Source organism: Shewanella sp. HL-SH8, from assembly GCF_051165765.1.
Classification (GTDB): Bacteria; Pseudomonadota; Gammaproteobacteria; order Enterobacterales; family Shewanellaceae; genus Shewanella; species Shewanella glacialimarina.
The window spans coordinates 1,105,210-1,131,179 of sequence record NZ_CP195039.1; the positions used below are offsets into that span (position 1 = coordinate 1,105,210).

19 protein-coding genes and 1 pseudogene are annotated in these 25,970 nt (G+C 41.8%); 6 read left to right on the forward strand and 14 right to left on the reverse strand.

The genetic code is table 11. From position 1 onward, the window contains the following. Positions 1-27 precede the first annotated feature (27 nt). On the reverse strand, positions 28-597 hold the full coding sequence (gene thpR, locus ACRWQN_RS05015; protein WP_434939970.1) for an RNA 2',3'-cyclic phosphodiesterase: 570 nt from the start codon (positions 595-597) through the stop codon (positions 28-30). A 261-nt stretch (positions 598-858) separates the two neighbouring features. On the opposite strand from thpR, the gene ACRWQN_RS05020 reads away from it, so the two are divergent. The 3 genes from ACRWQN_RS05020 to mrcB all read left to right on the forward strand — a co-directional run bounded on the left by ACRWQN_RS05020 (position 859) and on the right by mrcB (position 8,331). After that, positions 859-3,156: a putative bifunctional diguanylate cyclase/phosphodiesterase gene (locus ACRWQN_RS05020; RefSeq protein ID WP_434939971.1), complete on the forward strand. Its 2,298-nt coding sequence runs from the start codon at positions 859-861 to the stop codon at positions 3,154-3,156. Positions 3,157-3,411: 255 nt separating this feature from the next. Further along, on the forward strand, positions 3,412-5,979 hold the full coding sequence (gene hrpB / locus ACRWQN_RS05025) for an ATP-dependent helicase HrpB (RefSeq protein ID WP_434939972.1): 2,568 nt from the start codon (positions 3,412-3,414) through the stop codon (positions 5,977-5,979). Positions 5,980-6,024: 45 nt separating this feature from the next. Continuing rightward, positions 6,025-8,331 (forward strand): penicillin-binding protein 1B, encoded by a 2,307-nt coding sequence (mrcB, locus tag ACRWQN_RS05030; protein ID WP_434939973.1) that lies wholly within the window; start codon positions 6,025-6,027, stop codon positions 8,329-8,331. Positions 8,332-8,487: 156 nt separating this feature from the next. On the opposite strand, the gene ACRWQN_RS05035 is transcribed toward mrcB, so the two are convergent. The 9 genes from ACRWQN_RS05035 to ACRWQN_RS05075 all read right to left on the reverse strand — a co-directional run bounded on the left by ACRWQN_RS05035 (position 8,488) and on the right by ACRWQN_RS05075 (position 16,788). Further along, a complete protein-coding gene (locus ACRWQN_RS05035) occupies positions 8,488-9,675 on the reverse strand; it encodes an HD-GYP domain-containing protein (RefSeq protein ID WP_434939974.1) in 1,188 nt (395 codons plus the stop codon). A gap of 313 nt (positions 9,676-9,988) precedes the next feature. Next, complete coding sequence (locus tag ACRWQN_RS05040; RefSeq protein WP_434939975.1) at positions 9,989-10,801, reverse strand: ion transporter; 813 nt, start codon at positions 10,799-10,801, stop codon at positions 9,989-9,991. Positions 10,802-10,930: 129 nt separating this feature from the next. Beyond that, the gene (locus ACRWQN_RS05045; protein WP_226411137.1) at positions 10,931-11,257 is read right to left on the reverse strand and encodes a hypothetical protein; all 327 of its coding nucleotides are present in this window, start codon (positions 11,255-11,257) and stop codon (positions 10,931-10,933) included. 18 nt (positions 11,258-11,275) lie between these two features. Beyond that, on the reverse strand, positions 11,276-11,929 hold the full coding sequence (locus ACRWQN_RS05050; protein ID WP_434939976.1) for a hypothetical protein: 654 nt from the start codon (positions 11,927-11,929) through the stop codon (positions 11,276-11,278). A gap of 6 nt (positions 11,930-11,935) precedes the next feature. Beyond that, a complete protein-coding gene (locus ACRWQN_RS05055) occupies positions 11,936-12,625 on the reverse strand; it encodes a PspA/IM30 family protein (protein ID WP_434928290.1) in 690 nt (229 codons plus the stop codon). A gap of 10 nt (positions 12,626-12,635) precedes the next feature. Beyond that, positions 12,636-13,049 carry a YjfI family protein gene (locus ACRWQN_RS05060; protein ID WP_226411131.1) on the reverse strand — a complete coding sequence of 138 codons (414 nt, stop codon included), beginning with the start codon at positions 13,047-13,049 and terminating at the stop codon, positions 12,636-12,638. 77 nt (positions 13,050-13,126) lie between these two features. After that, a complete protein-coding gene (locus tag ACRWQN_RS05065; RefSeq protein ID WP_434939977.1) occupies positions 13,127-14,905 on the reverse strand; it encodes a polyamine aminopropyltransferase in 1,779 nt (592 codons plus the stop codon). A gap of 5 nt (positions 14,906-14,910) precedes the next feature. After that, positions 14,911-15,810, reverse strand: a complete 900-nt coding sequence (locus ACRWQN_RS05070; RefSeq protein WP_434939978.1) for a DUF350 domain-containing protein — start codon at positions 15,808-15,810, stop codon at positions 14,911-14,913. Between the two features lie 12 nt (positions 15,811-15,822). Then, the gene (locus ACRWQN_RS05075) at positions 15,823-16,788 is read right to left on the reverse strand and encodes a hypothetical protein (RefSeq protein ID WP_434939979.1); all 966 of its coding nucleotides are present in this window, start codon (positions 16,786-16,788) and stop codon (positions 15,823-15,825) included. 361 nt (positions 16,789-17,149) lie between these two features. Here ACRWQN_RS05075 and glnE point away from each other — a divergent pair, with 361 nt between their 5' ends. Then, positions 17,150-20,002, forward strand: a complete 2,853-nt coding sequence (gene glnE, locus ACRWQN_RS05080) for a bifunctional [glutamate--ammonia ligase]-adenylyl-L-tyrosine phosphorylase/[glutamate--ammonia-ligase] adenylyltransferase (RefSeq protein WP_434939980.1) — start codon at positions 17,150-17,152, stop codon at positions 20,000-20,002. A 93-nt stretch (positions 20,003-20,095) separates the two neighbouring features. Here glnE and ACRWQN_RS05085 read toward each other — a convergent pair whose 3' ends face one another. Then, a complete protein-coding gene (locus ACRWQN_RS05085; protein ID WP_434939981.1) occupies positions 20,096-21,052 on the reverse strand; it encodes a sodium-dependent bicarbonate transport family permease in 957 nt (318 codons plus the stop codon). Positions 21,053-21,229: 177 nt separating this feature from the next. Here ACRWQN_RS05085 and ACRWQN_RS05090 point away from each other — a divergent pair, with 177 nt between their 5' ends. Next, positions 21,230-21,505 carry a DUF3081 family protein gene (locus tag ACRWQN_RS05090; protein ID WP_434928296.1) on the forward strand — a complete coding sequence of 92 codons (276 nt, stop codon included), beginning with the start codon at positions 21,230-21,232 and terminating at the stop codon, positions 21,503-21,505. A gap of 1 nt (position 21,506) precedes the next feature. Here the strand turns inward: ACRWQN_RS05090 and zapE are convergent. Then, a pseudogene (gene zapE, locus ACRWQN_RS05095) lies at positions 21,507-22,696 on the reverse strand (cell division protein ZapE). A gap of 91 nt (positions 22,697-22,787) precedes the next feature. Between zapE and ACRWQN_RS05100 the strand changes: the two are divergent. Continuing rightward, complete coding sequence (locus ACRWQN_RS05100; protein WP_434939982.1) at positions 22,788-23,759, forward strand: bactofilin family protein; 972 nt, start codon at positions 22,788-22,790, stop codon at positions 23,757-23,759. A gap of 152 nt (positions 23,760-23,911) precedes the next feature. Here the strand turns inward: ACRWQN_RS05100 and ACRWQN_RS05105 are convergent, their stop codons facing one another. After that, the gene (locus ACRWQN_RS05105; RefSeq protein ID WP_404830064.1) at positions 23,912-24,790 is read right to left on the reverse strand and encodes a L,D-transpeptidase family protein; all 879 of its coding nucleotides are present in this window, start codon (positions 24,788-24,790) and stop codon (positions 23,912-23,914) included. A gap of 226 nt (positions 24,791-25,016) precedes the next feature. After that, complete coding sequence (locus ACRWQN_RS05110) at positions 25,017-25,943, reverse strand: LpxL/LpxP family Kdo(2)-lipid IV(A) lauroyl/palmitoleoyl acyltransferase (protein WP_434928299.1); 927 nt, start codon at positions 25,941-25,943, stop codon at positions 25,017-25,019. Positions 25,944-25,970 lie beyond the last annotated feature (27 nt).

Consider the following 25,970-nt stretch of genomic DNA (forward strand, 5'->3'; position numbering starts at 1 on the left):
GAAAGATGGCTTTTTTATCGCTGACAATCAATCGTTTTGTAATGGCCAACTGTGCAATATGTTATATTGCTCGCCTTGTTTGGTTCTAACTGAACGATACAAGTGTAAATGTGTTGGAGAGACTGTGATGGGTAACTTATGATCCAGATTAATTAATCTTTGTTGCGCATAATCTAGTCTGTCAGCTTTTTTAAACAAGGTGATATGTGGTCGATAGTGCCATTGGCTTTGGTGAAGATCTAAGTGCAAGCAAACTTGTTGAGCGGCATCAGCCATGTTAAGCAGTATGTCGTCGGCAATGCCCTGGGCACATATTATGCCTGGCTGAATCAATAGGCAAAGTGTGTCTAACGTTAAATGAAATACAGGTTTTATTAGCTTATCTAAAGCATCCAATAGTCTTGGTGTGGATGAATGACTCACTTGGCCAAGAAAAGCTAAAGTAATATGCATATTTGATTGTGTTACGGGTAAAGCTTCTGTATTAATACATGTTGTAAGCTTTTGCTGTATATCAAAAAATTGACACTTATCTGTTTTGTTGACGCTAAATCCAATAAATAATCTTTGTGCAGCTATTGGGTGACTTGATTTCATTATTTATCCCACTATCTTTAGAAATAGATTAATTAGCATAACGTGGTACTGACGAAAACAAGGTTTTCGACTATTGTTAATCTTGACCGTGTTAATCATGGTGAAGCTATACGGAAAGTATGTAACATGTGTAAATAGAACAAAATACTTTGGGCAGTCAAGGAAGATGGCATTATGTCTATATGAACAATATATCGGCTATACCCTCTGACCAATGGCTGTAAAGAATATATCTCGCGAACTTTATTATTGAGTTGATTAATGGCTGAAAGCACCCAGAATTTATTGAAACAGGCTTTGACCTATGAGTCTTTAGAAATGGATAGCCCGATGTCAATGTTAATGATTGATAGTGTGCTAGCGCTAATATGCAAACAACTTAGTTGCGATATCGTGTTCGCGATTAAAAGTAGTCATAGCAATAACACATTTTCACCCAGTCTTGATATCGTCGATACTTCAACATATAAGGTTGCTAGTCATTCTACCAAACACTTCCCACAGCAAAACTTATTAACTCAAGCGATTGAACAAAACAAAGACTTGATTGATCTGGTACTCAATTTATCAAAGCCATTACATATTGATCAGCAACATTCTTCAGCTACAACAGAACAAGAACAATTCATTTGTCAATTTTTTGCACAGTCAATTGATAAAAATTTAGCAATATCACATTTAGAAATAACTCCAGCGGCCAATGTGGGTAATGTCGGTGTGGTGCTTATTGCAATGTCATTACAACAAACCACGGTAACAATTGATTCTAAACCGCAAAGCTGTGAAAGTTTTTGGCAATCTGTGTTAGATGAACACTGCTTTCATTTAGCCGCCGCTTTTGAGCTAAAACGATTATCCGTTTTATTGGTTAATAAAGAAAAACAATACCAAGAGCTATTCAGCCATTTGCCGATGGCGTGTGCATTAATTGATGTTAAAAATTTAGTAGTACTACAAAACCAAGTGTCGCAAAACATGCTGAAGTTTGAAGTTGGCCAGAGTTTGTTTGATTGTCTTCGACATGATGATCACGCGCTATTACAAGATACATTACATATTGTTAGGCAAGGTGTGCTTCGACAAGCTTGGTGTGAGGTGCCGCTAAAATTAGGTATATCAACCCATTGGTATAAAATGAGTTTTTGCCACGCATTAAATTCACAGCAGCAACTATTATTAATGGTTGAAGATGTCACTGAACGTTATCGTTTAGCTGACGAACTGACATTTCACTCAAATCATGATGCGTTAACCGGGTTACCTAATCGGGTGCAATTTGAAGGTATGTTAGATGAGTTACTTGCCAGCGATGAAGCTATTCCTGCTTGCGTAGCCTTTCTTGATTTAGACCAGTTTCAAGTTGTTAATGATTTAAGTGGTCACCAGGCTGGCGATGAATTATTGCAGCAAGTCTCTAAACGCCTTAAGCAGTTAGTGCGCAAAGGCGATGTGGTTGCTAGATTAGGTGGTGATGAGTTCGGTATTTTAATGTATCACTCAGATGAAGTGTCTTCTCAACAAGTTGCTAAGCGAATATGCCAACAGCTTTGTGAACATGAGTTTAAATGGAAAAAGGTGAAACATAATGTCAGCATGAGCATTGGAATTGCGACATTTGATCCTAAAGCTAAAGATATTTATGAAGTCATGAGTCAGGCCGACGCAGCATGTCGGCTTGCTAAACAAGAAGGTCGGAATCGTTGGCATTATTTTAGTTCAGACGATCCGCAAGTCCATATTCTTTATACTCAAATGGTTGCTTCTGTCGACATTACCGGTGCTCTAGCACTTAACCAGTTTGAGTTGTTTTACCAGTTAATCGAGCCCCTTAATCATAATGAAGTGGGTTTGCATATGGAAATTTTGCTGCGCATGGTGCTAGAGGATGGCAGCTTTGTTTCTCCAGCGATTTTCTTACCTGCGGCAGAACGATATAACTTAGCATCAAGAGTCGATCGTTGGGTAATTGATAATTTACTTAAATGGGGTAGCGAAAACCTCAATATTTGGCGAGAATTATCCATGGTCTCAGTTAACTTGTCAGCCATGTCGCTGGCGGACCAAAAGTTTATGAGCTGGCTTGAAATGCGTTTAATGGTTGAGCCTGAGTTGGTTGATAAACTGTGTTTCGAAATTACAGAAACCGCAGCGGTCAGTCAGTTAGAACAAGCAACTGCATTAATTGATTTGTTGCGTCCGTTAGGCTGTAAATTGGCATTAGATGATTTTGGATCAGGTTTTTCAAGTTTTGCTTACTTAAAAACTTTGGATGTAGACTTTGTTAAAATTGATGGACAGTTTGTGGTAAACGTGTGTACCGATCGCAGAGATAAAGCCATTGTTTCAGCGATTTGCCAACTCGGTAAAGATATGGATTTCGAAGTGATTGGTGAGTTTGTCGAAACCGCTGAAATCGGCGTAAAACTAAAAACATTGGGTGTTGATTATGCCCAGGGATATGCAATTAATAAACCTTGCCCATTATCCACCCTTAAGTCCGGTATTCGTTCACCTTGGCTGGCGGTTCGTGGACTTGATAATATGATTTACGATATTTAATCCTTTGCGAGTTTGCAATAGTGCACAGGGACAGTAAAATGACGCAATATAAAATATTGATGGCAATATTAATCATGGCTTTAAATTGACTAATGGATTTGACCGTACCCCATTATTGTGAACATATATGTTCGATGTAAGCATAAATAAAAGCACGCATTAAAACATTAACTGTAGCTCCTTAGGCCCCCTTAAATCATTTACACTTTGTTAAATAATTTGACTTCAACTAGCCCTATGGCTGATGTAACCAACATGACTCCTGCTGTTTTAAATGTGCCTATTACCGCTGTATTGCCTGATATTTTGCATGCGGTTTCATCTCATAATCAAATTATTTTACAAGCTCCCACAGGTGCAGGTAAATCAACTGCACTGCCTTTAGCTTTACTTCAATCGGGTAAAATTAAGGGCAAAATATTAATGCTGGAACCTCGTCGAGTAGCAACGCGTAATGTGGCGCGCTTTATTGCACAGCAACTCAATCAACCCCTTGGTCAGCAAGTGGGTTATCGAGTGCGGGGTGATAGCCAGGTTACTGCTAAGACTCAACTTGAGGTGGTCACCGAAGGTATTTTAACGCGGATGATCCAAGATGATCCTGAGTTAAACGGCATTGAGATGATTATTTTCGATGAGATTCATGAGCGCCATTTACCCACTGATATTGGTTTAGCGTTAGCGTTAGAAGTGCAATCATCATTGCGTGAAGATCTGATTATTTTGGCAATGTCAGCAACCCTAGAAGCGCTTCCACTACAGATATTAATGCCAGAAGCGCAGGTTATATACAGCGAAGGAAAAAGCTTTCCTGTTGATGTGAAATACTCCCCTATAGGGTCTTCACCAGATTGGCTTAGCCATATGGCTAAAATTATTGCCGAGTTAATGCTTGAGTCAAAAAGTGATAGTGCACAGCAAAATGGTTCTTTATTGGCTTTTCTTCCCGGCAGAAGCGAAATAAATCGCTTAGCGAGTTTATTACAGCCAAGGTTAAGCCAAGATATTTTATTGTGTCCTTTATACGGTGACTTAACCGCAGCTGAGCAAGATAAAGCGATTCAAATAGCCCCTAAAGGTTTTCGTAAAATAGTGCTTGCCACTAACGTTGCCGAGTCCAGTTTAACGATTGAAGGTATTACTATGGTGGTTGACAGTGGCTATCAGCGCAGTGCTAACTTTAACCCTAAAACCGGAGTCTCACGCCTGAGTTTAACTCGCATTAGTCAGGCGTCTGCTGTGCAGCGCAGTGGCCGAGCAGGGCGCTTATCAGCCGGAACAGCGGTTAGACTGTGGAGCCAGGAAGAACAAGGGCGTTTATTAAAGGCAACATCCCCTGAAATCGTGTTGTCTGAGCTGACCAGCGTAGCATTAGATTGCGCCTGTTGGGGCGCAAAGCAATTTAGCGATTTAGCGCTATTAACTCCAGCCCCTAAAGTGAACGAGCAATTAGCTTGGCAATTATTACACCAGCTTGAGCTGGTTGATAGCGAGCATAAAATTACCGCATTAGGCCGAGAGGCGCACCAATTAGGGTGTCATCCACGTCTGGCGCATATGTTACTTAGCGCCAAAGCATTAGCGCAACTTAATGGTACACCTGAGCTTGCATTATTAGCCTGCTTAATTGCAGGCATAATAGAAGCCAGAGGTTTACCCGCAAGAGGTGCTGATATTAGTGGCTATTTGTCGATGGCTTGTCAGGGGCAAATAGGCCAACAAGCCAAGCAGTGGCAAAAGAAATTGTCACTACAGGGAGATATTAAGCAGTCTGTTCACCTAGCGAGTGATTATGATATTGCCCATCTTTTGGGGTTAGCGTATCCAGACCGCATCGCCAAAGCACGAGGCCAGTTAGGTTTTGTGTTAAGTAATGGTACCGGCGTTACCCTTGACCCTCAAGATCCACTCGTTCATGCACAATGGTTAGTGGTGGCTGATTTTCAAGAAACCCAAGGTAGAAATGCTGGCAGAGTGTATCTAGCTTGTGCGTTAGATGAGCGTTTATTAAATGATGAACTTGCGCATTTAGTGACCCAGCAAAGGGTGAGCGGCTGGGATGAAGCTAAAGGACGTTTCTTTGCGCAAACCCAAACACAGTTGGGCTGTATTGTGCTTAAATCTGTGGCTGACACCAGTATCAGTTCAACCGATATTCGAGCGGCATTAATGGCATTGGTGCAACAAAAAGGCCTAGCCATTTTAAATATGGATGAAAGTGTTAAGCAGTTGCAATTAAGGGTGATAATGGCCGCGCATTTATTGCCAGATTTGTCAGCCAAACACCCTTGGCCTGATTATACCGATGCCGGTTTAATGGCTAGTACAACTCAGTGGTTGATGCCTTACTTAACCGATGTACGCAGCTTAGCGCAACTGACTAAGCTAGATTGCGGCAAACTGTTAATTAATCACCTTACCTGGGAGCAACAGCAAACTTTAAACAGTTTAGCTCCTACGAGCTGGCTGATGTCTACGGGAACGCATGCGCCTATTCGATATCTGCTGCCTGTGGATGAATATGGCCAGGCGTATTTTGAGCATGAACAATTAAGGGCTTTACTGAGTGTTAGGCTACAAGAAGTGTTCGGCATGGGTCAAAGCCCGGTATTATTTAATGGTAAACTTGCCGTAACCATGGAATTATTGTCACCCGCGCGGCGACCGCTTGCGACAACGGCCGATTTAGCCAGCTTTTGGCAAGGGCCTTATGTCGAAGTGAAAAAAGAAATGCGCGGCAGATACCCTAAGCATTTGTGGCCAGATGACCCTGCCAATACAAAGGCAACCAAATTTACCAAAAAGAAAACTCCAGGCTTATAAGCCATTGAAGCAATTTTTATCTTATTAATAACCTTGTAGAGCAACATGGCAAAAAATAAAGCAACAAAGACATCAACAACAAAATCCTCAAAGCACAAAAAAGGCTGGTTGCTAAGTCTACTTTCATTGGCGTGGAAACTGTCACTCGTCGGTCTTGCATTTGTGACCTTTTACGCTATTTATCTTGATCAAATAATTGGCCAAAAATTTGAAGGTCAAAAATGGCATTTACCTGCACAAGTCTTCAGTCGTTCTATGGCACTTTATCCTGGGGCTGCTATTAATCATCCACAACTTATGGCTGAGCTTAAATTACTGGGTTATCGCAAAGTGGCCAATCCGCGCCAAGTGGGTGAATTTTCTGCATCGAGCACGCGTATAGAGTTGTGGCGTAGGCCATTTTTACACCCAGAGGGAAATCAAGCTGAACAACGCGTGATGATAAGTTTTGATAGCTTAGGAGTTAATTCTGTTGAGCGAATGAGTGATAAACGTGAATTAGCAGTATTCCACTTAGAACCTGTTTTATTAGACCGTATTATTGCCAGCGATGGCGAAGACCGCTTATTTGTGCCAACACCAGAAATGCCTAAATTAGTGGTAGATTCATTATTGCTGGTGGAAGACCGCAGTTTTTATGAGCACCATGGTGTTAACCCATTGGCCATTGCCCGTGCTGTGGTGGTTAACATTACCGCAGGCCGCACTGTACAAGGTGGCTCAACGTTAACTCAGCAATTGGCTAAAAACTTCTTTTTAAGCAGTGAACGTTCACTTATTCGTAAAGCTCGTGAAGCATTAATGGCGATTATTATTGATTTTCGTTACAGCAAAGAGGAAATCCTTGAAGCCTATTTAAATGAAGTCTACATGGGGCAAGATAAAGCCCGTGGTGTACATGGAATAGGTTTGGCATCACAGTTCTATTTTGGTCGCCCAGTGGCTGAACTGACCGTAGCGCAGCAAGCATTTTTAGTGGCGGTGATTAAAGGGCCATCTTATTACAACCCGTGGCGATATCCAGCACGTGCACAAGAAAGACGTGATTTAGTGTTACGTATTTTAATGGAGCATGACAAGCTAACCGTCGCGCAGTACAAAGCCGCGGCAGAATCTCCTTTAGGCTTAAGGGATGGGAAAAAATCTGTCCACCAAAAACTGCCCGCATTCTTTGCTGTGGTAAAAAATGAATTAAGTCAGCGCTATGGCGATAGCTTATTAAGCCAGTCAGGCATAAAGGTCTACACTACACTTGATCCTATGGCTCAAGATGCGGCTGAAAAAGCTGTTGTGTCGACGTTAAAGTCATTAGATAAGCGAGCTAAAAACGTCCAAGTTGGCATGGTAGTGACAGACAAATATACCGGTGGTATTGCTGCAATGGTTGGGGACAAACAGCCTAGCTATGACGGTTTTAACCGTGCGGTTGAAATTCGCCGACCTATTGGCTCGCTCATTAAGCCGTTCGTATATGCTGCAGCGTTAGCTCAAGCGGATAAGTTTACTTTAGCCAGCCCATTAGCTGACAAACCACTCACCTTGAAAAATGAACAAGGTAAAACCTGGTCACCCAATAATGTGGATAAAAAATTCAGTGGTGAAGTGTCTTTATTAGAGGCATTCACCCACTCAATGAACGTACCAACAGTTAACGCGGGTTTAGCGGTTGGGGTTGATAACGTCGCAACCACCATTCAAAAAGCTGGTTGGAATGAGGCTATACCGCATTATCCTTCTATGTTGTTGGGCGCGGTGAACGGTTCGCCGTTAATGGTCGCACAGGTTTATCAAACCATTGCTGATGAAGGGCGCTATCGCAAACTGACTTCGATCAGTGCGGTGTTAGACAGTCAAAATGCGCCGCTTGAGGTCAACCGTTTAGCAAATGAAATAGCCATCGATCCCGCAACTGACTATTTAGTGCAGTATGCGATGCATAATGTTGTACAAAAGGGCACAGCTAAACGCTTAGGTGCAGCATTTCCAGGTGTTAGATTGGCCGGAAAAACGGGCACCAGTAACGACAGCCGAGACTCATGGTTTGCGGGTTTTGACGAGCGAAATGTCGCCGCTATTTGGGTAGGACAGGACGATAACAGTAAAACGGGTTTATATGGCAGCAGTGGTGCTATGGCGGTTTACCAGGCATTTTTAAATGAACGTCCGCCGTTAAGTTTACGTATGCCACCGGTGAACGGCATTGTGAATGGTTATTTTGACCAGACTAATGGTGCAGCTATGCAACCTAAGTGTCATAACGTGGTTAACTTACCCGCCCATCAGGTCAGTTACAAACCCGCAGCAAATTGTGGTGAATCATTATCTTGGTGGCAAAAGTTGCTTGGCGAGTAACGACTACTTTTGTTAAGGCATTCATGCTGCAATTTGCAGCGTGAGTGCAACATGAGTGAAGCATAAACATCACGGCATTAACGTATGGCTTATTTTAGCTGCTTGCTTGTATGCTCATCGTTTCGTGACGCTGGTATAAAACAATCAATAATATGCTTAATAAAATGAAGACGGGTCAATATCTAAACTACTCGGAGAGACTCCTCGCTCTATATAAACCTCAGATTTTAATAAATCAATCATAGTGACTTCGCTGTAGCGTTTATTTTTTTGCGAATAAAAACATTTCACTATTGGGTGTAATGCATCGCGCCCTTTAGCTTGCCAAACTATCCCGACTTGCTCATTAGACAGCAGTACTAGTGAGCCTACCGGGTATATTCCAATGCAGCGGATAAACTCATAAACTAATTTTTGGTCTAAATGAAATGGGGTTAAACTGATCAAAATTTTGAATGCTGCAGCCGGGCTCATGGCTTCTTTATAGCAACGCGTCGCAGTAAGGGCATCAAAAATGTCAACAATGCAACTCATGCGCCCATGCAGAGGAATATCATCTCCCTCTAAACCCTTAGGATAACCACGACCATCAATTTTCTCATGGTGCATGAGGCAAACATCTTTACTTATTTGTGACAAGCCTTGGGTATCATCCATGATGGCCATCGCATAGACTTGATGCAACTTCATATGCTCAAATTCATCCGGAGTAAGTTTGCCGGGTTTGTGTAAAATGTTATTATCGAGTTGAATTTTGCCTACGTCGTGGACAATACCTCCGACAGCCATTTGCCTAAGTAAGTCGGTATCAAGGTTTAAATGATGGCCAAAAGTCACCAGTAAAAACGCAACATTAATAGAATGTTCCATCAAATAAGCATCTTTAGTGCGCAGTGCTGAGATACATTTAAAGGCGTCGGCATCATCTAATATCAACTCAATCATCTGGTCGGCAACAGCCTCGAATGGACCGACTTCAATCGCTTTGCCTTCATAGGTTTCAGATAGCACCTTTTGAATTAAGCTTTTTGCTTCAGTGAGGAGTTTTTTTGCATAGATTCGCTTATCTTCTCGGGAGGAAATGGCTTTTCGTACTAGAGGATTTAGGCCAGTTGATTTTGTTGTTTTTAGCCCACAAGTATCCGATGAGCGTTCTATATCGACCCATACTGTGGTGATATTATTTTTTATCAGTTTATTGATGGCATCAATGTGTTTTATTTGGCCTGGATTAAGCACGTCTACTTTGTCTTGTTGGCGATCAATTGCCACAATGAACATCCCTAGTACAAGCTTATCAATTGGGATTTTAATGACATTTTTTGATCCAACAGAATCGTTCATGCACATATTACTCCAAAAAAGGGGACTGAAAACGAGTAGAGTCAAGACAACATTTGATTAACATTGTTAATCAATTTAGCATATTCAGCGAGAGATTTCCTATTTAAGCATGGGGTCATGAAGATATTTATTAACCTTCATAATAGTCATTTTACCCAAGGGGTTAGCTCAGTTACTATTTTGATCCTGCAGGCTTGATTCGTTTATAAGCTGACTTATATGGATTAATAGTATGAAGTAAGTCGATTTTTGAAACTCGAGTTAATTTATTTAATACTGATCTACCCAGTGATTATTACCTGTCGTTTAGTGATTACTTATTACTTAAGTCGGTTTTCAACTTAGCGATTTCATTTAGCATGGCTATTTGGTTTTGTTCCATCTTAGCTTGATTTGCTTCCATACGTAATAATGCATTTTCTAACTCATTTTTAATCGCTTCTTGATGTGCTTCATTGCGCTCAGACGATTCATCGGGGGAGACAAAAACTGAAGCCATATAACCTGAAATTACCCCAAAAAAGCTTACGCCACTGATAATTACAATACCGCCAATGACGTGCCCTAAAGTACTCACTGGATAAAAATCACCATAGCCTACGGTTGAAATGGTGACTAATGCCCACCAAATAGCTTGTTCTGCGGTATGAATGTTTGCGCCATCAACACCCGACTCAACGATAAGTATCAGTACTGAAGCGTTGGCTAAAATCAGAACCATCGCTAGCAGCAAACTTGCCAATGTGGCTTGCTTTTTTTGCTTCAACAAAGGTAAAAAAATCGAGCGGCTGGTGCGGATCAGTCGAATAACGCGCAGTATTTGAAATACGCGAGCAATTCTTAATGCTTCTATAGCGGGAATGCTGGCAACAAAATCTATCCAATGATGGCGCCAGTAGTAAGCTTTATTGCGTGCTTTAAACAAGCCCCAAAAAAAGCGACTCATAAAAACAAAACAAATACCGCCGTCGATATACAATAAAATACGATAGGTCTCAGGTTCGAGCTTGCCAAAGGTCAATGCTAAAACAATGATCACCGAGAAAAATGATAAAATCATCATCGCAAAATCAAAAGGATTGAGCGAGTTAATATTTTTAGTAGCCCATCGCTTAGATTTGATCATCAAAAAAAGTCCGTTTAGTAAAAGTAGATCTTGGATTCGTTAAGTGGCATTTTTGACATAAAAAAACGCGCTAGGCAAAAGTCTAACGCGTTTTAAGTATTTATTCATTATCGGTAAAACAATGAGTCATTATTTCTTATCGATAAAATGAACCAGATCATCCAAGACTCGCTTTTTGATTTCAAGCTGAGCATCTGATGGTAAGGCATATTTTTCTGCTAACAATACATAATCATCAGCGCTTAGCGATACCGTCAGTCTAGGTCGCTTAGGGCGTTTAGATACCGACAAACCCAGAATGGTGCGAATTTGATCAGAAGGACTAACACCGCGATCTAGCGCGGCCTTACGGATAGAATATTGAAATTGCTCATCAATATCAAAAGCCACTTGAGTGGCTTTGGCTGCTTTTTGATTATTTAACCATTTCTCTGGTAATGGTTTACCTTTGCTCATAGCGTCGACTCTCCTAGATTAGCTTGCAGGCCAGTATTCGCGGATATCCGTTAACGGGCGATATAAGGTCAACATGACCTCAGTGTCGCCACCTTCATAAACTTCAATATCAAGCGCGTGAGTGTCTTGGTTATTAATGAGTGAGTAACTTTCAAATGCTTCGCCGCGGGCACCATTTTCATCCTGTGGAGGCTTTTGACCACGGTAATCTTCACGGTGAAAATAACCAAAACCGGCAAATTCCACTTGATGATAATCGCCGGACAGCCACTGACCAAACTCTTCAGCTGTGTCAGCTGATAGCGTTTGTAAGGTTAGAGTCGCTTTGCCTGGTTCTTCAAAAATTTCAGCAAAAGCATCTAAGTCAAAAAGCTTATCAACTGTGTCGCGATTCACTTTAATAGAAAAACTTAAATAGGCTTCGTCTTCCACCACGTATGACATAAAAATTGGGCTGCCACTGTGACCACGTAATAAGTATTCACATTGCTGCGATCGTTCATATTCGTAAGTGTGGATAGCTTCAACCTTTAGCTGCTGTCCGCGCAATTGCGCGGGCAACGCAAAGCTGTCATCAAGAGTTAACATATCACCCTTGAGCAGCTTATTGGGATGGTCAAGCTGGCGCTTAGGGGCTTCTTTTTTGCCGAATAGGCCGCTTAAAAATCCCATAATCAATTAGCCTTTACGTGCTTTAATACGATCAAGTACTGCATTAGCACTCGACTTTTGCTCACCAATGCCAGCTTCTGCTAGTTTGGCGTGTAATGACTTGTCGCTGTTTTCTTCCGCTAATGTTTCAGATGCTTTTAGGCGATCATCAAACTGTTGTTGACGAGCTTTGATGCGCTCTAAAGAATCTTTAGCGTTAAGCAGTTTTGAATTGCTTGAGGCGAATGAGTCAGTAATGGTCGCAGTGGCTTTTTGCACGCTTTCAGTGGTCTTTACCATGCTTAATTGACGTTGGTAATCAGATAACTGGCGTTCAGTTTTCTTAACCAAATCTTTAAGGCGAACAGCATGCGAGCTAAAGCTATCATTGGCAGTCTGTTGCTCAGATAACTCTTGGTCAAGTTGAGCAATTTTTTCTGCAATTTCAATTGCTAAAGCTTCATTACCTTTCTCAAGCGCTTGAGTCACATAACCTTCATGCTCAGCAACACTGCGCTTCAAACGATCAACCTCACGATTGGCTTGCATTTCTTTCGCCATCACGTCAGTTAATTCACGCTTGGCGTTAGTTAAATGTTTTTCTGCATCACGAATTTCTTGTTCAAAAATACGTGTTGAGTTAGCGTCAACAATGCTTTGACCAACTTCTGTCGCGCCGCCACGAAATGCGGTTAGGATTTTATTTAAAATGCCCATAATTGACTCCTTAATTCAAAAACTCTGAGAGTTCATCGATCACTTCCAAACAGTTGTCTGAAAGTACTGCTAATTCTTGCTCAATCTCTTCCATACTGGACTCGACTGATAATGCACCGTAAACCACATATTTATCATCGATTTTTGCGAATGAAGATAGTGGCATTGGAATGTTGAGCTCTAACATGGTCTCAAACATTTCTGCGCGGCGTGATTGATTGACTTCATCTTCGCCCCATAAGTAACTGATGCACAATATTTGGTTGTCAGTCACTGAGACAAAAACCGGAATTTCTTCTCGGCCAACAACGTTGACTTGAAGTACTTCTACTTCCCCGTCAATTGGGTAACAATCAAATTGAAAACCGGTACGGCTTTTGTCACAAAGACCATTTAAGTGGTTAGCAATAGTGTGGATGTTCATAGTTGTCCTTATATGACATATTATGTCTGTGTTAAAGATAGCATCAAGACATAATATGTCAAGTGCTATCGTGTCCATTAAAAAAGATTCATCACTTCATTTTCAGACCATGCAGCTAAATGATAATGGTAAAGCTGTAATGAGCCAATGTGGTTGATTTTGACATCTTGTTGTTCAGCATAGTAATTGCCAGGAAATTCGAATGCTCCGTTGACTAAGCCTAAGGTGAGCCAGTCGCTTTGAATAGGCAGTTGAGGAAGTGCCTCCAACCTATGCTTAGGTGATAAACCTTGTTTACTCCCAATGCTCCAGCCCCATTCGCCAAAGCTGGGGACATTATGGTGGAACTGGTCGACCTTAAAGCCAGCGGACGCTAGGGTTTTGCCAATAGAGATAAAGGCTTTAGGGGCATGATAAGGTGAGGTTGATTGTACGGTGATAATACCATCGGCACTGAGTAGCTCATTTAGCTTACGATAGAATAAATCGGAATAAAGTTTATTTAAATCAGGGTGACTAGGGTCTGGTAAGTCAACAATGATGGCATCAAAGTGTTGACCTTGCGCAATTAAGCTATCTACCCCATTAAAGGCATCATCATTGATAAGTGTTAATCTGGGGTCATTTAAACTATTGCCGTTCAATTCCAGCATTGCTTTGCTTAAAAAAGCAGGCATGTCATCGGGAGGTGACTTAAATAAGCTGACTAAGTCTTTATCTAAATCTATTAGGGTGACTGTTTTAGGTTCCCAAGCAAGTACTTGTTTTAGACCTAGACCATCGCCGCCACCAATAATTAACACATTGTCATGTCGTGCACTGGCTGCCAAGGTCGGGTGAACCAAGAAGTTATGGTAAATGTGCTCATCACTACTGGAGAACTGTAGTCGGCCGTTGATATACAAATTATAAACTGGGGCTAATCCATTACCTCGTAACCGCTCGGTAAAAGTGAGCTGTTGAAAACGGGTTGATTTTGCATATACAACTTTATCTTTGTATAACAAATTATTGAAGTGTTGTTCCCACTGTGGCCCTTTGGTTGCCAATAGTCCAATGCAGACGCTAGCAATGATATGCCCGACAAGTAGCCATTTTGCATGGTTGATATTATGCCAAAAGCGCCAAATGAAAATAGCGCCAGCAATCAGGTTTACACTGGCGGTGAGTGCGGCAGCAAGTTGGATATCTATCGATAACATAAAGAATACCCAAATGGCAGCACCAATCCCTGCACCTACGTAATCCGCACCGTAAATCGTCCCCGCGTTATGGAGTAAATGCGCTTCCGAAAGCGACTGCCTGACTCTGGCGATCAGCGGAATTTCCATACCAATCATCAGGCCTAATATTACTCCCCAAACATAGGGAAGGTATTCACTTAGCGACTGTAATGTGGCAATAAAGCCACCGTTAGGCAGTTGATCTGGTGGCAAACCTAAGTTATTGGCAATAGCCAATGGCAGTTGTTGCCCAAAGCCAATAACTGCCGCGGTAATGATGATGGCGAACGAGCCACACAAGGCGACACTTAATTCTAAGATGGCAAAACCGGTGAAAGCACATTTGATTTTACGTGCTGCAAATGCGCCAACTCCCATAGAGACAATCATTAAGCCGATCATGGTGTAGATAGCGGCTTCTAACGCGCCTAATATTCTTCCAGCATAATGTGAAAGTAGGTACTCATAGATTAAACCACAACCGGCAAGCAGTGCCATAATGCCCAGCAGTAAGGCATCATCAAACCAGGTTATACGTTTATTTATAGGTAAAGCTGGAGAGGCAGCATCACTTTGCTTGAAATCCTCCGCTGTTGATTGAGGTGTTTGTGTTTCAAGCAAAGTGTTAGACATAGTTGTTAAGCCATTAATGCCGTTAAGATTAGGGCAACAGCAATGCTGATTGCCATTTCAACCGCGGCAATACCGATGTTGTGTTGTTTTTCGACTTCTTCGGCTAAGTTAATACCAGCAAGGACTAACTTTTTAACCAATGCGATAACCAAACTCATCAGCACTAGCATCACAAAAGAGAAAATTAACCAGCCGATAAGATTACTCACGTAAGCGGTTGGGATATATAAAATAAAGTGGCTGGCGGCATTAAAGCTCAGTGCCATCGCAATCATATAACCGCTATGACGTATTGCCAAAGCAGTTTGCCCTTGTTTAAGCGCTTGTTGCATTGACGCGTCTTGATTGCGTTTGGCATAACGGCTTTCACGCAAGCGAGTTAAAATAACTAAGATTAATTGTGACACTAAAAACGCGCTAAAAATGGCAATGAATGTGTCGATAGTGATGTCTTCTACCCACATTAATACCGCACGGATAATAATGGCCGTTGCAATAGCTGCCGCAGCATCTACTATAGCAACTGATACATTACCCTTAAGTATTTCATCACTTTTATTAAATTCATTTAAGGCAATTTTGTCATGTAGATAACGGCCTAGCTTAATTAAGACTAGCCCGAAAAACCCGTATGCGGACATGCCGATAGCTTCGGTAGTATATGATATTGCCGCTTCACCGGTGATTGCGCCTGTTAGCACAATGCCTAATGCTGCAACTGCGCCAGCAGTACTAATACCGAAGGCAAAATTATCGCGTACAGCCAGTTCTTGAGTGCTATTAACCTTAATTGACCAGCCCTGCAAATAGCGCATTAAGGCGAGTAAGATCACTGCGATAGTTAAGTCAATCGCAAGAATAATCAGTAGTGGCTCTGTGATGCCATATTGTTGAAGAAATGTCATTGTCAGTCCTACCTATTTACCACGGCTAATGCCGCGAGTGGTGCGGCTACTTGAATTACGGAAACTACTCGTTTTTGAATAGTTTGAACGAAACTTACTGCTTGCTGTACGCGTTGTACTACTGGCTTTAGGCGCGCTAGCACTTTGACGAGACAAGCTAGTCGAGCCTGTACGAGGTTTAGCGTATGGGCTATCAAACTTTTTACCTTGGCTGGCAAAGCTTTTTTTGGTTTGCTCATAGGTTTTAGCCTGCGAGGTTGCTTGCTGAGGTGAGGTGTAGCGATAGCGGCCGACATCATTGTAGTAGCTGTAACCACGGCGGCTTGACCAATTGTCATAACGAATTGGGCGTTGGAAGACATTTGAGAACATCGCATACATGCCATACCAAGCCCAAAACGATGTACCGCTTGAGTTCGACTGCCAGCTGCCATATGAAGGATTACCTACCAATTGGCTGCCTGGGCCAAAATCTTCACTGCCATTAGCTAATGCTGCGGCTTCACGGCTAATTGAATTTACCCGCGCCAATTTACCTTTAGATAAGTCGGCAACCACGTTAACCGGATCTGACAACATATCGTTATACAAACTGGTGTCTGTCGCTTGATAGACATTTTCTGCTTCAGCAAGCTGCTGATCTAAATCGATAAAATTAGCTGCATTCGCCAAGTCAGCATTGCGACGCAGCAAAGATTGGTACATAGGCCCAAGGGTGGTGGCATCTAATGCCAGCTCACTGATTAATGGCGCAAGATCAGGACTTTGCCTAGTGAGCAATTCACTGTATTGCTTTAACAAGGTTGCATTGCGTAATTGACCACTTTCAAGACCGCTTTTTAGTTGCGCTAAACGCTGTGTGGTTAATTGTTGATATTTTGCGATTTGCTCAGGTCGATCATCACCGCAGCCCGTAAGATTTAGGCCGATAAAAAGCATGATAAAAAACGTGAATACACGGGGAAACTTGCCAGCCATGTTTTCTCCAAGTGTTATAAAATTCATGTGCATAGGGCACAATTTTTAATGTGCGTATAGTACAGGGTATAGTATCTTGAGTATATTAACCTTAACTCCAAATAGTAAAAGCACTTAAAGCGTTATTTGTTCTGCTCACAGTACAGAATTCAGTCGTAATTGGCTCGTTGTTGGTGGCCAAATTACCTTTGAAAACAAAATTACGTAAATGCTTAAGATGACAGTTTATATTCTAAGTCATATTAACTCGGTCACTCATCTCTTGTTTTTGAGTTAAAAATAAAAAAACTTCAGGTTCAAGATATAACATTCTTGACATATTATGTCTAACAGAGAATTTGAACAAAGGATAATTATCGCCATGCCATCTCAAAGTAACAAGGTATTATCTGCACAAATACAGCAAGTAGCAGAAAGTTACTGGTTAAGATTAGTCGACCTCTGGCCTGAGGCTACGACGCTGACTAATGTTCAGCAAACCGAGCTGCGCACTGTATTAGGACTAAGTGATTATATTGCTGATCAGTTATGCCGTAATCCTCAATGGATACCTCAGCTTTTTAACGGTTTGCTCGATGAAGTGGTGCGGGCTGACTTTGGTAAAGAACTAGATCAAATCCTGACAGCGCTCACTACTGAAGAGCAAGTTAAGTCGGCGTTGCGTCTATTTCGTAATAAGCAAATGGTACGACTGGCATGGCGAGATTTTGCTAATTACGCAAAACTAGAAGACTCTTTAGTTGATTTGTCTGCGTTAGCCGAAGCATTAGTGATTGCGGCAAGAGACTGGCTTTATAGAGATACTTGCCAACAACTGGGCACACCTACCGATTCTGAGGGTAAACCGCAGCCTTTATTGATTCTCGGTATGGGTAAATTAGGTGGCCGAGAGCTTAATTTCTCTTCTGATATCGATTTAATATTCACCTTTCCTGAACATGGCGAAACAGTGGGCGGCCGCCGTGCGATAGCTAATCAGCAGTTTTTTATTCGTATGGGACAGAAGCTAGTTAACCTGCTTGACCAAGTCACCGCCGATGGTTTTGTGTTCCGGGTTGATATGCGTCTGCGTCCCTATGGCGAAAGCGGGCCTTTAGTGGTCAGCTTTGCCGGCCTTGAAGATTATTACCAGGAACAAGGACGCGACTGGGAACGTTACGCCATGGTAAAAGCCAGAGTACTTGGCCCCTGGACCGCTTACTGTGACGAGTTACATGGCTTATTACGTCCGTTTGTATATCGCCGTTATATTGATTTTTCTGCGATTGAGTCATTGCGAAAAATGAAGCAAATGATTGCCCAGGAAGTGCGCCGCCGCCAATTAACCGACAACATTAAGCTGGGTGCTGGTGGCATTCGTGAAGTGGAGTTCGTGGTGCAAAGTTTTCAGTTAATTCGGGGTGGCCGTGAACCTGCACTGCGTCAGCAAAGCTTATTTGGCGCGATTGATATTTTATACAGTTTAGGGCAACTTGAATACTTAGCTGTTGATGAGTTAAAACATGCTTATATTTTATTGCGCAGAGTTGAAAACTTGCTGCAAGCCATTGATGACAAACAAACCCAGACATTACCGAATAATTCATTGGACTGGGAACGTTTATGTTACAGCATGGGGTTAACCAACGAAACGGATTTACGCACTCATATTGAAGCGGCTATGGCAAAAATTCATGGTCATTTTAATGCCACAGTAGGTGGCAGTGATTCACATGAACATAGCGATCATTGGACAAGTTTGTTTTGGAATATTCAGCAAGATGATCATGCTGACAATTTATTGCAAGAACAACAAATTGAAGACCCTGAATTATGGCCACTTCTCAGTGACTGGCGTAATACCGTTTCTAAGCGATCAATTGGCCCCCGAGGTCGAGAAACCCTAGACCGGTTAATGCCAAAATTGCTAGAAGAGTTAACGGTTCAAACTAAACCCAGTTTGGCATTTAAGCCGGTATCTAAGGTGTTGGATAAAATATTAACCCGCACCACTTATCTTGAATTGTTATGTGAAAATCCAGGCGCCCGTCAACAATTGGTCAGTTTATGTTGTGCCAGTCCGTGGATTGCTAAAGAGTTAGCCAACTTTCCAATGCTGTTAGATGAGCTAATCGATCCCGCTCAACTATATGATATCACCTCGATTGATGACTATCCAAGCGAGCTGCGACAATATCTGCTGCGTGTGCCAGAAGATGATATGGAGCAGCAAATGGAAGCTTTGCGCCAGTTTAAGTTATCGCAACAGCTAAAGATTGCGGCGGCAGATGTCACCGGAGTATTACCTGTTATGCAAGTGAGCGACCACCTCACTTATTTGGCTGAAGCTATCATTGAGCAAGTTGTATTACATGCTTGGCATCAAATTGCTGCACGCCACGGTGTGCCTCAAGGAACCTCTCCAAATGAGATGGGTTTTGCGGTTATTGGATACGGTAAATTAGGCGGCATTGAGCTGGGCTATGGTTCAGATTTAGATTTAGTCTTCTTACACGGTAATAACATTGCGGGGACGACTGATGGCAAACGGCCAATAGACAACAGTCATTTTTATTTAAAATTAGCTCAACGCATAGTACATTTATTTGCGACTCGTACCACCTCCGGTGAATTGTATGAAGTTGACATGCGCCTACGTCCATCGGGATCCTCAGGATTGTTAGTGAGTGAAATTGAACGCTTTGGTGAGTATCAAATGCAAGATGCATGGACTTGGGAGCATCAAGCCTTAGTGCGTTCGAGATTTGTATTTGGCGACCATGAGTTAGCCCATCGTTTTAGCTTACTAAGGGCGCAAGTATTACAAATTCAGCGCGATAAAAATGAACTGGCCACCGCAGTAAGGGATATGCGTATCAAAATGCGAGATCACTTGTTGCAGGCAACCGCTGGCATGTTTAACTTAAAACAAAGTGAGGGGGGAATTGCGGATATCGAATTTATCGCCCAGTTTATGGTGTTGGCTTATGCACATCAATACCAAGAGCTAACCATATGGTCAGACAATGTGCGTATCTTTGAAGTGTTGGCTGATTTAGAACTGATGCCGGTGATGCAAGCGCAGCACTTAACTCAAACCTATTGTTGGCTAAGAGATCACAATCATGAGCTCACGTTACAACAAATGGGCAGTCAAATTAATCAAGACTTGGTTAAGAATAAAACCGATACCGTGATTGAAATTTATCGCCATATTCTTGAAATGAAGTATTAATATCATAACTGGTATAGCTAAAACTGAAACAGGTTAACTTTAGATAAAGTTAACCTGTTTTGTTATATGGCTTTGAACTGATGCTGACAGTGATTAGCTCACGACTAATGTCTCAATCCAAATTTGATACAAAGGTAAGCCGATAAGTACGTTAATAGGGAAGGTTATCCCCAATGATGCCAGCATAGCTAAACCAATATTGGCATCGGGTATTGCCGCTTTAATTGCAGCGGGTGCGGCTATATATGAAGCACTGGCGCTTAACCCTGCCAATACAAGAATACTGCCTGAAGGTAAATCTAGCATCAAGCCTAAGCCAATGCCCACCCAGGCTAAAACAAAGGGGGCGATTGCGGCAAACGCTAACAAACGCCATTGCTTGTACGGCAGTGGAAAGCACACTTTTGCTGTGCTAATCCCCATTTCTAATAAGAACAATGCTAAAAGTGTTTTAAAACCACCCATTAAAATGGGGGTTAATGGCGCCATACCTTCAGTGCCATAAAGCCAGCCGATAACCACACCACCACACAGTAACACCACTCCGCGACTGGTCAGCGCTTCATGCAGAACACTGCCATGGGAAGCGGTTGTTATTTGAGGGTTATTTTTAGCTTCTAAATGACGGTGCAGCCATAACATAATAATAATAGCGGGTAATTCTAATAGCACTAAGTAAAGTGTGGTTTCAGGGCGTAAAGGTAAATCAGAATAATCGACCATAGCTAATACCACCGCAAATGTACCAGCGCTAACCGAGCCGTAGTGAGCAGCAATACTGATGGCTTCTTTTTGTTCGAGTTGTATCGCTTTACGTAAAATGGGGTATAGAGTGAGAGGGATAATAAAACCCAGCGCAATAATGGCAACCAGTTCACTTATTTGTAGGTTATGCGTCTCACCATGTAATGCCATGCCGCCTTTTAAGCCAAGGGTTAACATCAGTAAAATGGTCAGGGTTTCGTAGGTGGCTTTAGGGACTTTAAGATCGGATTTAATTAATCCTGCAAGCAGACCTAAGGCAAAAAAAGCAATGACAATATCAGGCATAGTAACTTATGTTCTCGTTATGGATGAAATTTCATTCGATAATTTTATGGGCTGATTGTGCCTTGTATTCGTATTTGATAGCAATGTTTTCTCAATGAAATTGCGATATGGTGTTTACGATGAATGAAGTGCTATATTCAATGGCTAAACTGACTTAGATAACGTGAAGAGAGTGCTATGAAAAACGAAATTGATATCCATAGGGCTTTACGGGTCTTTAATAAAGTGACCCAATATGGTGAGAAAACATCAGATACCGCAGAATCGGTCTATCACTTATGCGGCATTAACGCACTAACAGGTTTTGATGGTTACACCATTACCTTAAGCGATGTGCAGGTAAAGTTAGATATTTTCTTTCATAACAAATACCAGTTTGATTACCCTAATAACGAAGCGTTAGATAATTTTTTAAAGCGCTTTAGTGATGTAGAAAAATTTACCCGCGATTAGGTTATAACCAGCGGCGCATTTCAATTAATCTGCTATAGGTACGTTTAAACTCAAATGATAATGCACCGCCTTGGTATAGATTTTCAAGCGGGATATGTGAATGTATTATAAGGCAGACTTTTTGATCATATAGTTCATCCACCAGGCTGATAAAGCGGCGAGTAGGATCATCTTGTATTGAATAGGCGAGTTGTCTTTCTCCGGTGCTGGTGGCGATAACACCATCTTCAGTGCCTCGTGCTTTAATCCAGCTTCGAATTTCACCGCCTAATGCTGGCACATTACTGAGTAAAATTGCCTTAAATTGTCCTGCTAACTCAATATAGTCCAGCGCACTTCTGGGACCACTGCATAATGCGTCAAACTCAAACCAAGCAAGAGTGTCTATGGCATTTTCGATCGGAATAGGTCGCTGACATATAGAGATAATGTTTGCCGTAAATGGCTTTTTTTATCAATCGCTAAAGCGGTATTTTGCTGTAACAGCTTATAAACGCTCGGCGCATCGAGCTTGGACGGCAAAGTAAATAAAGGATTATGTAATGCAGTACCTGACTGTAGATGATGTTGCTGGTCGCAAGCTGAATAGCCACTCAAACGATGATCGACGCTACCGTTAAGGTGGATCTCTTCGGTATGGTGTTTCAGTAACTCAATAGTGGGTAAAAAGCGATCCCGTTGTAAGCCACCTTTATACAACTCACTAATGGTAATGTTAGAGGTAGCGACTAATATTACCCCCTCGGCAAATAATGTCTCAAATAGGCGTGCTAGTAAAATCGCATCGCCAATATCGGCAACAAAAAACTCATCGAAGCAAATCAAACGATATTGTTGTGCAATATCTTTGGCGATGTGGGTGAGCGGATCTCTAATGCCAGTAGTTTGATTTAGACGCTGGTGCAGCATGGCCATAAATCGATGAAAATGCAGACGTAACTTGGGTGTATTAGTGATGCTTTGATAAAACAAATCCATCAAAAAGGTTTTTCCGCGGCCGACATCCCCCCACAAATAAATCCCTTTTATATCATGGTCATTACCTGAAGAGCGCAATTGGTAGTAGAGCGAGTCTAATGCTTGCAAGGCCACAGATTGCGCGGCATCAGGCTGTAAGCTTATTTGGCTTAGGGCCTGGTACTGTGAAAGGGGCGATAATGTCATAATGGGATTCAAAGGAATAAACGGCATTAGTATAACTCAGTTCAATTTTATCATGGGTCGCGTTTATGCTCAGTTTGATGTAAATTTGCAACACCCCTAATCTGTAAAGGATAAAATAATGAACAATAAAAGCAAGGGTGTAACTTACATTGGGGCGGATATGTCGCTCAAGGGTGAGATCGACATTCAAGGTCCTGCATTGATAGCGGGCAAAATTACCGGCGTAGTTCGTTCTAGTGATGAAGTTAAAATAGAGCCCGGTGGGGTAATAGATGGCGAGGTATATTGCCAAGAGTTACGTGTAAGCGGCACGCTAAAAGGCAAATTGTTTTGTAATAAACTGGTGATTATTAGCACAGGTGTTGTTGAGGCCGATGTGTCGAGTCACGATATGGAAATATATGATGGTGGCCAATTTATTGGTATGCGGACAAAAGGTCCTGATGCCGGTGTGTTACCTGTATCAAGTGATAGTGACGCTAGTCAGATTTCTCAGCCAGCAAACTCTAGCGATAATTTTCAAACTGAAATAGTGGCCCCCAATTCACTCAAAACAACAACTAGCGCGTCCTTAAATAAAGATCAAAAAACCAAGGCATCTTCCAATAAAGTCTTACTCGGTTTTGGTGCTGTTGCTGTCGCAGCTTTGTTAGGCTGGCAATCTGGCGCATTAACTCAGTTTGCACAAACGCCAAAGGTAAGTTCTGAACCTGCACTTTTCACCCCATCATCTGAATCGGCACAATCAATAACCGAGCGTAATGCCGTTAAGTTATTGAATGATGTTCAAACTGAACAATTTTTTGTTGAACAGAAGGAAGAACTTATCAATGCTGGGTTAGCGGATCCTAATGTGGCAATGGAGGATTTACAGGCAATGGAAACATCCAATGCACTAATGTCAGGCAATATAGATACATTATCTAAAGAGTCAATGGCGGCAAGCGAGCAAGTAGCCGATAACATAAAAAGCTCAGATGTAGTGAAAGCCGTTGCAGATTCAAAAAGCACTGAAGACAAAGAAGACAAGATAGCCGCTAAGGTTAGCGCGATTACTGATGCGGTGAATAAGACACAAGCAGATGACTAATTGACTTGCAGCAAAGTGGCTAAGTGCAATTATACGGTAGCGAAAATCTCATTAAAGTAAAAAAGACCCATATAATATGGGTCTTTTTTATACAAACTTTCTATGATTAAGCACAAGCTTTGCTATATAACGCAGTTTAGTCGCACAGATATTTAAGGATTGATACGTGTTGGAATACCAGTACGTTGCTCTAATAAGCGTTTTAGTACAAAAGAATCTGTTTCAGCGTGTGCAATAAAGCGAGTCGTTTCTTTATTGAAAGTTAATGCTACAGGCTCGTTAGATTCAAATTCATTTTGTGTTTTAGACAGTGGTTGATGTACTTCTAAATAACGATTGCCATCAGGTTCAGCGGTGTATTTAACCGGTTGATTAACAAACTCGACTCGGGTGCCCACAGGAACTGTGTTAAATAAATGCTCTATATCATCATGACGTAAGCGGATACAGCCTTGGCTTATCCGTAAGCCGATACCAAAAGTAGCATTGGTGCCATGAATAGCGAAAAGGTTACCGATATAAAGGGCGTATAAACCCATAGGATTATCAGGGCCTGCTGGCCATACAGCCGGTAAGGTTATACCTTTGGCTTCATAGATTTTACGGGTTGTAGCGGTAGGCGTCCAGGTTGGATTTGCGCGCTTACGTTGTACCGTTGTTACCCAGCTTTCTGGCGTGTCTCTACCAATTTGGCCAATACCAATAGGTAATACTTCAACGGTATTAGTCCCTTTAGGATAGTAATACAAACGCATTTCAGCCACGTTGATGACTATGCCTTCCTGCTTGGTATTAGGTAAAATCAATTGATGTGGGATCACCAAAGTGCTACCTGGAGTTGGAAGAAATGGGTCAACACCAGGGTTTGCTTCTAACACATTGGTTAACCCTAATTGAAATTGTGATGCAATATCTTCCAGTGTCAGTTTACCTTCGGGCACCACATAATGTTGGTTTTCACCTACTAATAAACTGCCTTTGGCAGGTAAGCGATATTCTAATGCAATACTATTGAAGCTAACTATTGCCATAGTTGCAGTAAAAACGGCATATTTTACAAGGTTTAACATAATGCTGTGGTATTCCTATTTAATAGGGTTATTTTATGTGGCAGCTGATACGCTGTAACAGGGCGCATCGTCACTTATTCAGGTTAAAATATCAACCCATTTTTAGGTTCATATATTATATTTAACCGATAGAAATCTGATTTCTAAATATACTGGATTAGCTAGCAGACGACTTAGTGGATCTTTATTAGTCGTAAAGCGATGGACTATTTTCATCAGGGCGTGTTTTAAAGCGCCGATGAAGCCACATATACTGGACACGTCTTCTATTAATTATTTGTTCAATCATTTTATTACCGCGTATCGCATCATCAAGTTCATTGTCGCCAGGAAAGTTATCTAGAGGTGGCAATATCTCAATTTTATAGCCTTTATCGTCACTTGTGCGTTCAACAACAAAAGGTAATACGTTTGCCTTACCTAATTTAGCCAACGAGGTTGCCCCAGTTATTGTAGCTGCATCAGGTACTGCAAAAAATGGAATAAACACCGCACTTGAACGGCCAAAATCTTGATCCGCCGTGTACCAAATAACATCCGGTGCGCGTAAGCTGCGGATCATCTGACGTACATCACGTTTAGGCACTAGTCCTTTGTTAGAGCGTAGTCGGCCTTTTACCTGTAAATATTCCATCACTGGATTGTTATGCGGGCGATATACTCCAATACCAGGTTGGAATTGACCAAAAACACGAGCGCCCATTTCTAACGGTAAGCAATGAACCGCAAATAAAATAACGCCTTTACCATTTTGCAAACTGTTTTCAACATGCTCCTGGCCTGTCATAGTCATGTGAGCTTGTACTTTTTCATCCGACCACCACCAAGCATTAATGGTATCAAATAGTGCTTTACCCGTTTCTTCAAAGTTACTTTTTAGCAATGCCTGTTGCTCATTTTCAGGCATATCGGGGAAACACAGCTTAATATTACGTTTAGCGGTGTGAGTTCTACTTCCCGCCACAATCATTACTAAACGGCCTAATCCGGCGCCTATTTTCATTTGCATTGAAATCGGTATAAGTTGGGTTATGCGCATGATTGCTACGCCTAACCAGAGTAACCAATACTTAGGGTGATAGAGTTTTGAGGTGAATTGGGCTTTTTCGATCACAAATGACTCGTTTATCGATGAATTTTT

What these genes read in the sequence shown, in the direction of transcription:
- thpR (WP_434939970.1), bottom strand. Translation starts at nt 597, where the DNA reads ATGAAATCAAGTCACCCAATAGCTGCACAAAGATTATTTATTGGATTT.
- ACRWQN_RS05020 (WP_434939971.1), top strand. Translation starts at nt 859, where the DNA reads ATGGCTGAAAGCACCCAGAATTTATTGAAACAGGCTTTGACCTATGAG.
- hrpB (WP_434939972.1), top strand. Translation starts at nt 3,412, where the DNA reads ATGACTCCTGCTGTTTTAAATGTGCCTATTACCGCTGTATTGCCTGAT.
- mrcB (WP_434939973.1), top strand. Translation starts at nt 6,025, where the DNA reads ATGGCAAAAAATAAAGCAACAAAGACATCAACAACAAAATCCTCAAAG.
- ACRWQN_RS05035 (WP_434939974.1), bottom strand. Translation starts at nt 9,675, where the DNA reads ATGAACGATTCTGTTGGATCAAAAAATGTCATTAAAATCCCAATTGAT.
- ACRWQN_RS05040 (WP_434939975.1), bottom strand. Translation starts at nt 10,801, where the DNA reads ATGATCAAATCTAAGCGATGGGCTACTAAAAATATTAACTCGCTCAAT.
- ACRWQN_RS05045 (WP_226411137.1), bottom strand. Translation starts at nt 11,257, where the DNA reads ATGAGCAAAGGTAAACCATTACCAGAGAAATGGTTAAATAATCAAAAA.
- ACRWQN_RS05050 (WP_434939976.1), bottom strand. Translation starts at nt 11,929, where the DNA reads ATGGGATTTTTAAGCGGCCTATTCGGCAAAAAAGAAGCCCCTAAGCGC.
- ACRWQN_RS05055 (WP_434928290.1), bottom strand. Translation starts at nt 12,625, where the DNA reads ATGGGCATTTTAAATAAAATCCTAACCGCATTTCGTGGCGGCGCGACA.
- ACRWQN_RS05060 (WP_226411131.1), bottom strand. Translation starts at nt 13,049, where the DNA reads ATGAACATCCACACTATTGCTAACCACTTAAATGGTCTTTGTGACAAA.
- ACRWQN_RS05065 (WP_434939977.1), bottom strand. Translation starts at nt 14,905, where the DNA reads ATGTCTAACACTTTGCTTGAAACACAAACACCTCAATCAACAGCGGAG.
- ACRWQN_RS05070 (WP_434939978.1), bottom strand. Translation starts at nt 15,810, where the DNA reads ATGACATTTCTTCAACAATATGGCATCACAGAGCCACTACTGATTATT.
- ACRWQN_RS05075 (WP_434939979.1), bottom strand. Translation starts at nt 16,788, where the DNA reads ATGGCTGGCAAGTTTCCCCGTGTATTCACGTTTTTTATCATGCTTTTT.
- glnE (WP_434939980.1), top strand. Translation starts at nt 17,150, where the DNA reads ATGCCATCTCAAAGTAACAAGGTATTATCTGCACAAATACAGCAAGTA.
- ACRWQN_RS05085 (WP_434939981.1), bottom strand. Translation starts at nt 21,052, where the DNA reads ATGCCTGATATTGTCATTGCTTTTTTTGCCTTAGGTCTGCTTGCAGGA.
- ACRWQN_RS05090 (WP_434928296.1), top strand. Translation starts at nt 21,230, where the DNA reads ATGAAAAACGAAATTGATATCCATAGGGCTTTACGGGTCTTTAATAAA.
- ACRWQN_RS05100 (WP_434939982.1), top strand. Translation starts at nt 22,788, where the DNA reads ATGAACAATAAAAGCAAGGGTGTAACTTACATTGGGGCGGATATGTCG.
- ACRWQN_RS05105 (WP_404830064.1), bottom strand. Translation starts at nt 24,790, where the DNA reads ATGGCAATAGTTAGCTTCAATAGTATTGCATTAGAATATCGCTTACCT.